Origin of the sequence: Bacillus multifaciens (assembly GCF_030756675.1) — a bacterium.
In the GTDB taxonomy this organism is placed as follows: Bacteria; Bacillota; Bacilli; order Bacillales; family Bacillaceae_G; genus Bacillus_A; species Bacillus_A multifaciens.
On the sequence record NZ_JAVBXD010000068.1, the window covers coordinates 1 to 12,411 of the forward strand.

The 12,411-nt window shown below is 35.2% G+C and carries 21 protein-coding genes and 1 pseudogene; all 22 read left to right on the forward strand.

From position 1 onward, the window contains the following. Nucleotides 1-105 precede the first annotated feature (105 nt). Nucleotides 106-231, forward strand: a complete 126-nt coding sequence (locus Q9306_RS23620; protein ID WP_306202940.1) for a hypothetical protein — start codon at nt 106-108, stop codon at nt 229-231. Nucleotides 232-255: 24 nt separating this feature from the next. Then, nucleotides 256-1,011 carry a DNA cytosine methyltransferase gene (locus tag Q9306_RS23625; protein WP_306202941.1) on the forward strand — a complete coding sequence of 252 codons (756 nt, stop codon included), beginning with the start codon at nt 256-258 and terminating at the stop codon, nt 1,009-1,011. Nucleotides 1,012-1,043: 32 nt separating this feature from the next. Beyond that, a complete protein-coding gene (locus tag Q9306_RS23630; protein WP_306202943.1) occupies nt 1,044-1,307 on the forward strand; it encodes a hypothetical protein in 264 nt (87 codons plus the stop codon). A gap of 36 nt (nt 1,308-1,343) precedes the next feature. Further along, nucleotides 1,344-1,604, forward strand: a complete 261-nt coding sequence (locus Q9306_RS23635; protein ID WP_306202945.1) for a PadR family transcriptional regulator — start codon at nt 1,344-1,346, stop codon at nt 1,602-1,604. Between the two features lie 28 nt (nt 1,605-1,632). Then, complete coding sequence (locus tag Q9306_RS23640) at nt 1,633-1,830, forward strand: hypothetical protein (RefSeq protein WP_306202947.1); 198 nt, start codon at nt 1,633-1,635, stop codon at nt 1,828-1,830. Between the two features lie 226 nt (nt 1,831-2,056). Then, a complete protein-coding gene (locus Q9306_RS23645; RefSeq protein WP_306202949.1) occupies nt 2,057-2,521 on the forward strand; it encodes an ArpU family phage packaging/lysis transcriptional regulator in 465 nt (154 codons plus the stop codon). Then, complete coding sequence (locus Q9306_RS23650; RefSeq protein ID WP_251227200.1) at nt 2,521-3,063, forward strand: site-specific integrase; 543 nt, start codon at nt 2,521-2,523, stop codon at nt 3,061-3,063. The genes Q9306_RS23645 and Q9306_RS23650 overlap by 1 nt, the downstream gene beginning before the upstream one ends. 166 nt (nt 3,064-3,229) lie before the next feature. Further along, nucleotides 3,230-3,505: a stage V sporulation protein S gene (locus Q9306_RS23655; RefSeq protein WP_306202952.1), complete on the forward strand. Its 276-nt coding sequence runs from the start codon at nt 3,230-3,232 to the stop codon at nt 3,503-3,505. Nucleotides 3,506-3,985: 480 nt separating this feature from the next. After that, nucleotides 3,986-4,501, forward strand: coding sequence for a DUF3231 family protein (locus Q9306_RS23660; protein WP_306202954.1), 516 nt, complete (start codon nt 3,986-3,988; stop codon nt 4,499-4,501). A 535-nt stretch (nt 4,502-5,036) separates the two neighbouring features. Continuing rightward, a complete protein-coding gene (locus Q9306_RS23665) occupies nt 5,037-5,327 on the forward strand; it encodes a hypothetical protein (RefSeq protein ID WP_306202956.1) in 291 nt (96 codons plus the stop codon). Between the two features lie 198 nt (nt 5,328-5,525). Further along, entirely contained in the window at nt 5,526-5,693 is a 168-nt protein-coding gene (locus Q9306_RS23670) for a hypothetical protein (protein WP_306202958.1), read from the forward strand. Further along, nucleotides 5,693-5,893 (forward strand): hypothetical protein, encoded by a 201-nt coding sequence (locus tag Q9306_RS23675; RefSeq protein WP_306202960.1) that lies wholly within the window; start codon nt 5,693-5,695, stop codon nt 5,891-5,893. Before Q9306_RS23670 ends, Q9306_RS23675 begins: the two co-directional genes overlap by 1 nt. Before the next feature lie 38 nt (nt 5,894-5,931). Beyond that, the gene (locus tag Q9306_RS23680) at nt 5,932-6,414 is read left to right on the forward strand and encodes an FmdB family zinc ribbon protein (protein ID WP_306202962.1); all 483 of its coding nucleotides are present in this window, start codon (nt 5,932-5,934) and stop codon (nt 6,412-6,414) included. Beyond that, nucleotides 6,411-6,746 carry an HNH endonuclease gene (locus Q9306_RS23685; RefSeq protein ID WP_306202963.1) on the forward strand — a complete coding sequence of 112 codons (336 nt, stop codon included), beginning with the start codon at nt 6,411-6,413 and terminating at the stop codon, nt 6,744-6,746. Before Q9306_RS23680 ends, Q9306_RS23685 begins: the two co-directional genes overlap by 4 nt. Before the next feature lie 4 nt (nt 6,747-6,750). Then, nucleotides 6,751-6,897 (forward strand): hypothetical protein, encoded by a 147-nt coding sequence (locus Q9306_RS23690; RefSeq protein ID WP_306202965.1) that lies wholly within the window; start codon nt 6,751-6,753, stop codon nt 6,895-6,897. A gap of 105 nt (nt 6,898-7,002) precedes the next feature. Beyond that, nucleotides 7,003-7,314 (forward strand): P27 family phage terminase small subunit, encoded by a 312-nt coding sequence (locus tag Q9306_RS23695; RefSeq protein ID WP_306202967.1) that lies wholly within the window; start codon nt 7,003-7,005, stop codon nt 7,312-7,314. Then, a complete protein-coding gene (locus Q9306_RS23700; RefSeq protein WP_306202969.1) occupies nt 7,311-8,978 on the forward strand; it encodes a terminase large subunit domain-containing protein in 1,668 nt (555 codons plus the stop codon). The genes Q9306_RS23695 and Q9306_RS23700 overlap by 4 nt, the downstream gene beginning before the upstream one ends. An 8-nt stretch (nt 8,979-8,986) precedes the next feature. Continuing rightward, the gene (locus Q9306_RS23705; RefSeq protein ID WP_306202970.1) at nt 8,987-10,132 is read left to right on the forward strand and encodes a phage portal protein; all 1,146 of its coding nucleotides are present in this window, start codon (nt 8,987-8,989) and stop codon (nt 10,130-10,132) included. Further along, complete coding sequence (locus Q9306_RS23710; RefSeq protein WP_306202972.1) at nt 10,132-10,869, forward strand: head maturation protease, ClpP-related; 738 nt, start codon at nt 10,132-10,134, stop codon at nt 10,867-10,869. Before Q9306_RS23705 ends, Q9306_RS23710 begins: the two co-directional genes overlap by 1 nt. A 3-nt stretch (nt 10,870-10,872) precedes the next feature. Beyond that, nucleotides 10,873-12,018: a phage major capsid protein gene (locus Q9306_RS23715; protein WP_306202974.1), complete on the forward strand. Its 1,146-nt coding sequence runs from the start codon at nt 10,873-10,875 to the stop codon at nt 12,016-12,018. A 12-nt stretch (nt 12,019-12,030) separates the two neighbouring features. Further along, nucleotides 12,031-12,324, forward strand: a complete 294-nt coding sequence (locus Q9306_RS23720) for a hypothetical protein (RefSeq protein WP_306202976.1) — start codon at nt 12,031-12,033, stop codon at nt 12,322-12,324. Nucleotide 12,325: 1 nt separating this feature from the next. Then, nucleotides 12,326-12,411 (forward strand): annotated as a pseudogene (locus Q9306_RS23725) (phage head closure protein); the annotation flags it as partial.

Consider the following 12,411-nt stretch of genomic DNA (forward strand, 5'->3'; position numbering starts at 1 on the left):
TGGGGCGCTGTATGCGATGAAAGTCGCACGTACAGTGCTAAGCGGGGGAAAAGATGGAGATAACTTCAAAGTCTTACCTATCGCAACTAGTAGGAAGTGACCATGATGAAATTTGATTTGCGTGGCGATGAAATAAAGATCATTGAAGCGATAAAAGAATATGTACCAATTGAACGTGAAGATATTTGGAGTTGGTTATGTGATTTAGAAAGTGAAATTAAAGAATCTTGATTTTGGAACAAAGGGGAATAGGATATGAAAATGTTAGATCTGTGTTCGGGGATTGCAGGAATAAGCATGGCAGCGGATTGGGCCGGGATTGAAACAGCAGCCTTTTGCGAAATTGAAGAGTTCAATCAAAAGGTATTAAGAAAGAACTACCCTAACATTCCTATTTTCCCGGATTTATATAAACTTACTAAACAATCATTAATAGATGGAGGTGTTAACGTTGATTCAATTGGAGTTATTTCTGCCGGATATCGCTGCCAAGGAGAAAGCATGGCTGGAAAGAGAAAAGGAGCAGAAGACGAAAGATGGTTATGGCCAGAAGTCTTCCGACTCATTAGAGAACTCAGACCCACTTGGTTCGTTGGAGAAAATGTTGCTGGGCACGTCACAATGGGCCTGGACACAGTGCTCTCCGACTTGGAAGAAGAAAACTACTCGGCAAGGACGTTCGTATTACCGGCTGTCAGTGTCGGGGCACCACATCAAAGATACCGGACATTTATTGTTGGCCACTCCAACGACCAGCCAAAATTACAAACCAATTCGAGAGTTGTGCCCTTCAGAAGCAAACGGGAAGCACGGAAAGACATTACCGGGATCAATCGGAGAACACTTTCCAGAACATATTGGGAAGAAAATCAACCCGCAGTTTGTGGAATGGATGATGGGACTGCCACAAGATTGGACGAAGATAGATTGAGATTTTTAGGGAACGCGGTGGTCCCACAGCAGATCTATCCGATATTTGAAGCGATAGCAAAGATTGAAGGTTTATTATAAAAATTTCATTTTGTAGTAAAGGAGATAAGGCAATGAGTACATTGATTACAGATTTAACTTGGTGGCAAATTAGTTTGCTGGGAATTTACTCACTCTACACATTGATTAGATCATTTTGGATTTTTAATAGTGGTCTTAAAGAAGCAACAATTGGTTATGGAGCGAAGAACATAAAGTTGTATCACATTTTATGGGCTGTAATAGATATTCCAGCGATTATATTAGGGACATTATTACCGTTACTAAAATTACTATTTTCAATTCCTATAATACCGCTTAAACAAGATAAAAACTAAACAAAAAATTTCATTGTGTAGAAAAGGGGAATGGATATGAATTTAAAAGATGTGAAGCTCTTTATAAAAACAGCTGATGGAGAAAATATAGAGATTAAGGAAACTCAAGACGTCAGCATTATCTCTGACAAGGTAGTTGATTCTGAGTTTGGTATTGGCGGAGAAATAAACGGTACCTTTACATGGGAAGAACCGGAGAACGTGAAAGAATTAAAGAAAAGAGGGTTCACGGATCAACAAGCATGGAATATCCATTTGCGTAAAGGTGAGAGTTGGAAAGAAAACTCAACAAAATAATCCTTTGAGAGAAAAGGAGAGAAGAAGAATGAGACATAGAAGATCTAGACAATGTATTACTTACAAATATGGAAATAACAAAAAAGCGAAGGATATTTGTAAAGCTAAAAAGAATGCAGCGATTCATTTTGCTAAATTGCTTGGTAGTTCAATTTCAACGATTGAGCTTGGACGGATGTTTTATGCGTCACAAGGAGTACTTGATCCGACATTTAAATGGGAGTGAACGGCAATTAAAACTGTTTTAAGAATGGTGTCATAGCATTTTGACAGCCATTTAGTGTAAGTGGTATTCAACATTTGTTATTATGAATGGTATAATAATGAAAAATTAAATATTTAGTCCTACTGGAAGAACCAGCGGACATCAAACTATAAAGAGCAGCAAGCATGCTCTTTGGTTTGGTGTCCGCTTTTTGTTTGTTATCAAATAGACAAGGAGTGTTTTATATATGGAACAATTGACATTCTTACCGAAAATTGACCGTAAAGCTACACAAGATCGCATAGAAACAGTTCTTGAAAGTATTCGGATTTATAGACAATTCGGTATGATTAGAAATGAAATGAAAGTGACAGCTTCTTGTGAAGTGAGATATCACGGGCCAACAAATGTGGTAGGTAATCCAGCTGAAGATGTTGCTCTTGAAAATGTAGAATTGAGTAAGCGAGAAGAGAGACTACAACGCCTATCTTTTCAAGTGGATAAGACATTAAGTCGTTTTAGCAAGAATCAACGGGACATAATTGTAAAACGTTACTTGGAAGATGAAGAAATCTTTGATTATATGGTTTATAACGAGATTGGAATGAGTGAACGGACATATAGACGAAATAAATCTAATGCTTTTTATAAACTTGCTTTTGCTCTTAGGTTAGAAGTTTACGAGCAAGAGGAACAGGTAGGTGGTGAGTAATGAACTTTGTTCAACCTATTCGTGATCCAGAGCAAATACAACAAATAAAAGATTATTTGAAAGAGAAGAGTGAACGTAATTATATCCTGTTTGTTGTGGGTGTTAACACCGGATTACGCATTAGTGATATTTTGAAGCTAAAGATTGGTGACTTAAAAGGAAGCCACATCTCAATGCGTGAAATGAAAACAGGTAAGCAGAAACGTATTCAAATTACTGCAGCATTAAGAAGAGAGTTGAAATGGTTCATTGAAGAGAGAGAAGATCATGAGTACTTAATTAAAAGCAGACAAGGTAGTAACAAACCGATTGGTCGTAGTATGGCATACAAAATACTTAGAAGTACAGCAGCAGAGTTTGGTATAGATGAGATTGGCACACATACATTACGTAAGACATTCGGATATCATATGTACATGCAGACAAAGAATATAGCGTTGCTTATGGAGATATTTAATCATTCATCAGAAAGAGTAACACTTAGATATATAGGGGTAAACCAAGATGCAATGGATAGAGCGATGACTAAGTTTAAGATTTAGTAATTCGCTTTTTATTTATGTAGATGGGCAGGTACAACATAAAAAGTATCGAATAAATACATTCAATAGTATTGTTTGCTTTTGATATGAATATTAGTTAAAGATACGTTAATTACATTCCAGTCAGTAACCAAAAAGTCGATTAAATAACAGAGGAGCAACTTACATGGAAAATATATTAAAAGTATCATCAAAATCAAATCCCAATTCAGTTGCAGGCGCAGTTGCAGGCGTATTAAGAGAAAGGGGTAATGTAGAAATTCAAGCGATTGGAGCCGGCGCTGTAAATCAAGCGATTAAAGCCATTGCTATCGCAAGAGGATTCGTAGCTCCTAGTGGTATTGACTTGGTTCTCATTCCAGCGTTTCACGAGGTTTCAATCGATAATGAAGAAAGAACAGCAATCAAACTAATTGTAGGTCCTAGAAAATCTAGGTCTTAGAAGAGACCAAAAATATAAGAATATTTGAAAAGACCGATAGAAGTCGGTCTTTTTCTTTTTTTACTTATAGTTACCCATTTTTATTGTGTAGTGTAACTCAAAATAGAAAGTCTTATAAAGTTACTGATATCAATGGATTCAGCGTTTGGCTTAGTTACACAAAATATAAGATATGGGTAAGTGAAGCGATGGCATAAAAAAGAAGCGTAGTTCGTCAAATGGACGTATCGCTCCATTACCATCAAGTTAAGAAAAAGTACTAATAATAATGGATTATGTTAATTGAAATATATGTGTTATTTATAAGAGTAAATTTTTTGTAACGGTATATCCTATGAGATGTAATTAATATATTTGGGTAAGGTGTTCCTTATGAGTTACAAGAATTCATTTTCTTTAATCCGAAACATGGTTGGGGAAATTTTTTCTATAGTAAACATTTTTGTTAAAAGTTTAATTTCTTTAAGGAGGAATATTTTAATGGGTGTTTTAAGTGGAAATCCACAAAATGAACCAATGCACTACGGAGAAGTATTTGGGATTTGGAGTTATCTTGCGGCGGCACAAGGTGCAATTGCTGGATATCAAGTTCTTATTAATCACACAGGAGACGAGGATTTAAAGAAATTTTTAGAAAATCTTGTAGAGAATGATATCCAATCAGAAGTTGAAGAATTAAAAAATTTATTAAAATTAAATGGTGTTGCATTACCGCCAGCACCTCCAGAAAGACCAGTTGCATCTATTGAAACGATTCCTCCTGGTGCTCGTATTAATGATGCAGAAATTGCAATTAAAATTTCTATGGATCTTGCTGCTGGGTTAGTAGCATGTAGCCAAGCTATGGGACAATCTCTTCGAGAAGATGTAGGAATGATGTTTGGTCAATTCCATATGAAAAAGGCACAAGCTGGGGCTGTATTACTTCGTCTGAATAAGAAAAAAGGTTGGATTATTCCACCTCCATTACATGTTCAACAATCAGAACAAGCGTGATACCTTAATAGAAATCCAATTTATTCTTTATGGTTGTTGCAATGAACTTGTCTAGGGAAATAAAGGTTATTGGCGAATTAAAATAAGTGGCAGGGTTGTGACCGCTTTTTGACCGCAAATGTGCCGGTTGTTTTGGAATTAACATGTTATATTTGTATTGTGAGAAGTGGCGGAAATAACACGACTCGCAATGATAAATTTATAATTCTAAATGGTTTCATATTAGCGGCATAATTACAAATCCGAATCCAGCTGCAATGGTGCAGATTGAATGATCCCGTTAAATATAGGAGAGCTTTTGCTCTTCTTTGAACTGATGGTAGCAGCGCTTTATATCATATATCATCAGTTGAAAGAGGTGTGAAAACTCCTTAACCAAATTTAATGAAATATGAAGCACACATAACTTGTCTATTTTTGAAAGACCGTTATCCAATCGAGATAGCGGTTTTTTACTTTATTTGATCGAGAGTAAAAACTTCATTTACCGTATTTATAATAATAGTTAGAGTTTTGACGAAAGGGCAACTGATGCATGGTTGCTCTTTTATTAATAGAATTACTTCAAAAAAAGTTACTTTTTGTAGGAATTTATGTTTTATTGTCGAATAAATTTAGAGTGAACAGATTTAGAAATGGAGATGATTTTATGATACAAACAGTTGTTGTTAATTCAAGTGGTGCAAACGGGTTACAAGAAAAGGTTAATGGAGAACTGGAGAAGTTAGCGGCTGATTCTGTTGAAATAGTTGATATAAAAATTTCTGTTACTGCTGGACCAGAACGTTATAATCATGTTGCTATGATTATTTATAAAACATTATAGATTTATAAGATGTGAAAGCATTCCTTTTGGAGTGCTTTTTTCACATCTTGAGAAGGACGAGCATATACTACTTGTACCTCTTAACTTTTGTTAAAAGGAATCTCGTAATCCCAATTTTACCCTTGCCCAAAGAGGAGCGCTTGCGGAAACAGGTGCTCTTCTTTTTATTATGAAAAAATTACATAGGTGGTGTAGAGAATGAATACTGAAACATTAATATTAAAACCTTCGCATTTACATAAGATTGATCCCAATAAAATTAAGTCTGTTCACGATATGCTTGAGATTTTAAAAAGAATTCCCATGTATGTTGATGATGAAAGAATAAAAGGGATTGAGCATTTGATTGAAAAGGATGATGAATGATGGATAATCCAATTATTGAATTAAAAATTAATGATTTAGAAAAGAAAGTTGAAGACTTGCAAACTGAAAATAGTGTGTTGAAAGACTCACTGAACTTGTTAGCATGTAGAACGGAAGAGTTGGAACGTTCAGTTACTAAGCTACAACACCAATTAATTATAAACCGTATTAACGCTGCTGAATCAGACATTAAGATTTAACAATAGCTGTCGTTAAGGAAAGATGAGGAGTGAGGATAATGTGTGAGATACGTACAGAAGTTAATCGTTATAATACTTCTAAATGTTTAGTATGTGGTCATCAAGATAAGGTATATCATCCATTTAAAGAAGAATACCAAGAGGTAACTGTTTGTCCGAAATGTAACGGTGCTTTTGTAGATATGTGGGTGATTAATAAATATAAACAATCAGATGATACAAAAGGGAAAGAAGAACCTTTATTACAAATCATGCTATCAGATATTAACGCTGTACCAGTTGTGATTTATAAAGGTGAAGAGATAAAACAAAGGATAAGAGTTAGTTTTGATTGGACGACAGAATTAAATCGCAAATCTGGTTCTTATATTCATATTGAGCATGGCGAAGCTGATGAGAAAAGTATTAATACGAAGATCATACAGCACAATCATCCTATTGCGAAAGAACTAAAGGTTATGAAAGAAGTAAAGCTGTTTATGGATGGAATTGAGATTGCTAGTGGTTATTGTAACCGATGACAGAATACAAAACCAAACAACAGAAGCGTAAGTTCTATGACAGTAGTGAATGGAAGAACATACGTGAACAAGTAAAGAAGCGAGACAACTATGAATGCCAGGAATGTAAACGTAATGGTAGTGTTCGTGTGGACACCAATGAATACAGTGAGAGTGCCAAGCGTAAGAAGATACAGCTTGTTGTCCATCATATCAAAGAGCTTGAGCATCATCCAGCACTTGCATTAGACATAGATAACCTTGAAACAGTTTGTGTGGATTGCCATAACAAAGAACATGGACGAGTGTTTGTTAAGAAGGTAAACAAGTGGCAAGACGATGAGAGGTGGTAATGAAGTGAAGTACAAACTCGCAAAACATACTTGTATTGATAGAGCATGTGGCTTTGCCGAATCAGACCATAAAAATCCTGATGCAAGGAGATGTCAAAAGTGCGGTAAGCAAACGAGTATAGAATATATAAAGAAAAGTGAAGTGAAATAACACCCCCCTTAAAATATTTCATCAAAAAATGGTCTAAGGGGCACCGGAGGAGGGGGTTAACTGTCAGGTTTTTTTGAAATTTACGCACGTAAGGGGGGTGGGTAGATGGCTGTTAGTATTACAAAATTGAAAGAACAGCTGATGAACAGTATTGATATTGCAGATTTAGTCGAAGTTGAAAAAGTAGAACGATACATTGATCTAGTTAAAGCATTCAGAAAAATAAATAGAACTATCAATAAAGAAGGGGAATCCGTCACAGTCAAAAACGGCTCTCAAGTTTTTGTTAAGGCCCATCCTCTTATAGGTGAAAGGAATAAAATTAACAGTTCTTTAATTGCGTTAGGAAGGGATATAAAGTTTGTTTGTAAACCTGATATTCCTAAGGCTGGTTATAATAAAAGTGATTTAACATGATTAGGCAAAAGTATGTTGATGAATACATTGAACTTTATCGAACTGGAAAAGTAAAGTTCAACAAAGAAAGAGAACTGTTAATTGAGTATCTAGAAAAATACGTTTTAAATAGGGACGATTTGTATTTTGATGATGAAATGATTCAGGATTGCATCAACTTCGGTGAGAAGTGGTATTTTCCTTTGCAACCGTTTCAAAAATTCTTGATAGCATTCGTCTTTTTATTTTATAAGAAAAATGGACGCGTATTTTATCGGAAATTCCTGTGGATGTTAGGACGTGGTGGCGGTAAAAATGGTCTAATATCTGTAATTATTCACTTTTTAATTAGTGAATTGCACGGCATTCCAGAGTATAACATTTCCGTTGTTGCGAATAGTGAAGAACAAGCGAAAACAAGCCCTGACGAAGTTCATAAATGTGTGAAGAAAAATGAAGTTTTACAGAGAGCTTTTAAAACGACATTAACTCAAACTGTTTCAAAAGCCACTGAAAGTGTACTGAAGTTTAGAACTTCAAACGGTGATACAAAAGATGGTTTGCGTGATGGTGCAGTTGTATTTGATGAAATACATCAATATGAAAGTAACAAAGATGTTCGCGTCCACATCAGCGGTTTAGGGAAAAAGAAAAACCCACGCGAGTTTTACATTGGTACAGATGGATATGTACGTGATGGCTTTTTAGATAAACAAAAAGAAAAAGCTATGAAGGTTTTAAATGGTGAAGCCCGTCCCAATGCTGTATTTCCTTTTATCTGTAAGCTTAATGATGAAAAGGAAGTTGATGATATTGATAATTGGGAATTAGCTAATCCTATGTTATCGAAGCCGTTAAGTGAGTATGCCGAAGGGTTACTTGAAACGATAAAGGAAGAATATGAAGATTTAGAAGATGATCCAAGTAACCGAGAAGAGTTTATGACAAAGCGGATGAACTTACCGGTTACAAATTTAGAACGTTCTGTTGCAAAATGGTCAGAAATTCTTGCTACAAATCGCCCATTTCCTAATTTGTATGCACAAGAATGTGTAGGAGCATTAGACTTTGCGAGTATTCGAGATTTTGCAGCATGTGGTCTTTTATTTAGACAAAATGGCGAATACATTTTTAAAACTCATTCCTTTGTGCGAAAGGAATTTGTTGATATCTATTATGGATATTCTAAAAAAGCAGGTGAGTTTAAAAAACAGAAATTTGCTCCAATAAAAGAATGGGAAGAACAAGGATTACTAACGGTTGTGGATGAACCGACTATTAATCCTCAACACATTGTTGATTGGTTTGTAGAAATGCGTGAACAATATGGCATTAAGAAAATTATAGCTGATAACTTCCGAATGGAAGCGATAAGACCTTTATTGGTAGCGGAAGGTTTTGAAATAGAAGTTATAAGGAATCCAAAAGCGATTCATAGTTTACTAGCACCTCGTATTGAAATGGCATTTGCAAATAAACAAATAATTTTCGATGATAACCCTTTAATGCGTTGGTACACGCAAAACGTATTGGTTGTTATCAAAGGTGATGGAAATAAAATATACGAAAAGAAGGAACCAGTGCGAAGAAAAACCGATGGGTTCCAATGTTTTGTACATGCTCTTTATCGAGCGGATGAGATACAAGAGGCAACCGACTTTATACTAAGCGATATTAAATTCTAATAAAGGGGGTGATAACCATTGGATGGTTAGGTTCAGTATTTAAAAGAAATAAAGAGCTAGAATTTATGGTCGATCTGGATTTGATTGCTGATACAGCAAACAGGGTTCATATGAAACGATTGGCAATCGATACATGCGTATCATTCTTAGGAAGGACGATTAGTCAGTCAGAATTTAGAGTAAGAAATGGTAGAGCGTTTGAGAAGAATGAGCTTTATTATCGATTAAACGTTAGACCGAACAAGAATATGACGGCAAGCACTTTCTGGGAAAAATTTATTCGCAAACTTATTTACGATAATGAATGCTTAGTCATACAAGCAGATGATGGTGATTTACTAATTGCCGATGGGTTTCAACATAATGAGTATGCTGTGTTTGAAGATACTTTTACCGATGTAATAGTAAAGGATTATACGTTTAAGAGAAGTTTTAAGCAAAGTGAAGTTATTCATTTGAAATATCGAAATGATAAATTATCTCCACTTATTGATGGTTTATTTGCAGATTACGGAGACTTATTTGGTAGGATACTAAACTCTCAAAAACGTAAAAATCAAGTTCGTGGCACAGTTGATATGGATATGATTGGTGCCAAGACAGAAGAACAAATAGCGAAGTTACAAGAGTTTATAGACAACATGTATAAAGCGATTGGTACGAAAGATATAGCTATTGTTCCACAACAAAAAGGTATTGAGTATAAAGAAGTATATAATGGTTCAGCTAATGGCCCTAGTGTGGAAGAAATAAATAAAGTAACTAATGGTTTTTTAAATCAAGTAGCAATGGCTATTGGTATTCCGACGGCCTTATTATATGGAGAAATGGCTGATGTAGAGAAGCAAACCAAAAATTATATGCTTTTCACTGTAAATCCTTTGCTCAAGAAGTTATCAGATGAGGCAAATGTGAAATTCTTCGAAATGAATGAGTATCTTAAAGGGCAAAAGATTGAAATTAAAGCTATTTCTTATCAAAGTATATTTGATCTTGCAACAAGCATCGATAAACTCATTTCTTCAAGTGCATTTACAGGAAACGAAATTCGATTAGAGGTAGGATATGAAGATTCTGATGATCCTAACTTAAATATCCATCATATTACAAAGAACTATACGAAATTAAACGAATCTGAAGAAGGTGAGAAATAATGGAGCATTTGAGCATGAATAAGCTTCTAAATTTAAAACGAGATATTCGTTTTGAAGCTAAAGGTGAAAATGAGTACAAATTAACCGTTTATGGGTCAATAGGTGGATGGTTTAGTGAAAATAACGCTGAAGCAGTAAGAGGAAAAATTCAAGATGTAAAAGCAGAGAAAATTCACGTTCATATTAATTCAGGTGGAGGGTCCGCGTTTGATGGTGTAGCAATTTGCAATCTCTTAAAGCAGCATGATGCTGAAATTATAGTTCATATTGATGGTTGGGCAGCTAGCGCCGCATCTGTAATTGCAATGGCTGGCGATAAAATCATTATGCCTAGTAATACTATGATGATGATTCATCAAGCTAGTACCTTTGAATATGGTAATGCAGATCTTTTCGAAAAAACAGCACGCGATTTAAGAAAAATTGATTCAGCATTAGCGGCATCTTATAAAAAACGTTTTGTTGGAACAGATGAAGAATTAAAACAACTTTTAAAAGATGAAACTTGGTTAACGGCAGAAGAAGCAGTTGCTCTTGGTTTAGCTGATGAAATTGCTGATGAAATTGAAATAGATGATACTCAAGAAGAGGAAGAAGAAGTAATAGAAAATTTCAAAGAAGATTTAGTAGCTAAGTATACTAAACAACCAAATAATCAAAATCCAAAAGAGCCTATTCAAGAGCCTGTTAATAAACAGAATGTGAGTACGCTCTTTTTAAATTTAGGAGGTAAATAAAAAATGGTAATTAAATTTAATAACTTTGAAGAGAAGAAACTGGATTTTGCGAAAGCGACACAGGAAGGAACACCAGAACAACAAGCAGCGGCATTAAATTCTATGATTGAAGCACTTGCTCAAGATGTTCGATCAGATATCTTAAATCAAGTCAATGAATCCATGGTGGACCGTTCTATTATGCAATCACGTGGTGCTAATGTACTCACGAGTGAGGAAATGAAATTTTTTAATGCCGTTGTTCAAGATGGTGGATTTAAAGATACTGAGACATTGCCTAAAACAACACAAGAGCGAATTTTTGATGACTTAGTTGAAGAGCATCCGTTATTACAACATATTGGATTAGAAAACTTAGGGGCTGTGACAGAGTATATCTATGGAGATCCAGAAGGAGCAGCAGTATGGGGACCGTTATTTGGGGATATTCAGGGCCAATTAAATGCCACATTCCGAAAAGAGTCCATTACTCAACTTAAATTAACAGCATTTATCCCATTGGCAAATGACATGCTTAAACTTGGGCCAGTGTGGGTAGAACGTTATGTTCGCACAATGATTTCAGAAGCGATGGCAGTAGGTTTAGAACGTGGATTTGTAGCTGGTACAGGTAAAGATGAGCCTATCGGACTGTTAAAAGATCCAAGTGGAAGTGTTGTTGGTGGAGTATATCCAGATAAAAAATCAGCAGGAACTTTAACTTTTGAACCGGGTCGTAAAACAATCAATGAACTGAAAGACGTTGTTAAGTTACTTGCTAAAAAGTTAAATGCGGATGGTTCAGATGCGGACAGACCAAAAAATATTGCTGGGAAAGTGGTTATGGTGACAAATCCATTTAACACTTTTGATATCCAAGCAAATGCAACAACTCTAAATGCAGCAGGTGTTTATGTGACGAGCTTGCCTTTTAATCCGATTCCTACAGAATCAGTATTTGTACCTCAAGGTAAAGTGCTGTTTTTTGTTAAAGGAGAGTACATTGCAGCAATGGGGGGAGCGGAACCAATCAAAAAATTTGACCAAACACTGGCTTTAGAAGATGCAACACTTTATATTTCCAAGCAACATGCTACAGGTAAGCCGAAGGACAAATATACATCACAAGTTTACACGTTAAAGCTTGATTCAGTTCCAGAGACTAAATAAGGAATGATGTGAATGAATACAGTAATTTCAGATGAAATATTAAAGCAATTCAAAGAAAGGATGCGCTTAGGTGACGATGAAGACGATAACCTAAGACGTATCCTTTTTGCATCCAATAAAGATTTAATCAGGGTTTGTGGTGATTATGATCTTAACGATGACGAGGTGTTCAAGGAGTTAGTCTTTGAACGCTCTCGTTATGTTTATAATGATGCACTAGAGTATTTTGACAAGAATTTTTTAAGTCAGATTAATAGTCTTAGCATTGAAAAAGCTTTAGAAGAAATTAAATTGGACGGTGAATAATATGCGTCCTTTTCAGTATAAACAGCCATTAAACACAGGAGATTTTAGAAATAAAATCATTATTGAACAGCCAGTAACAATAAAAGA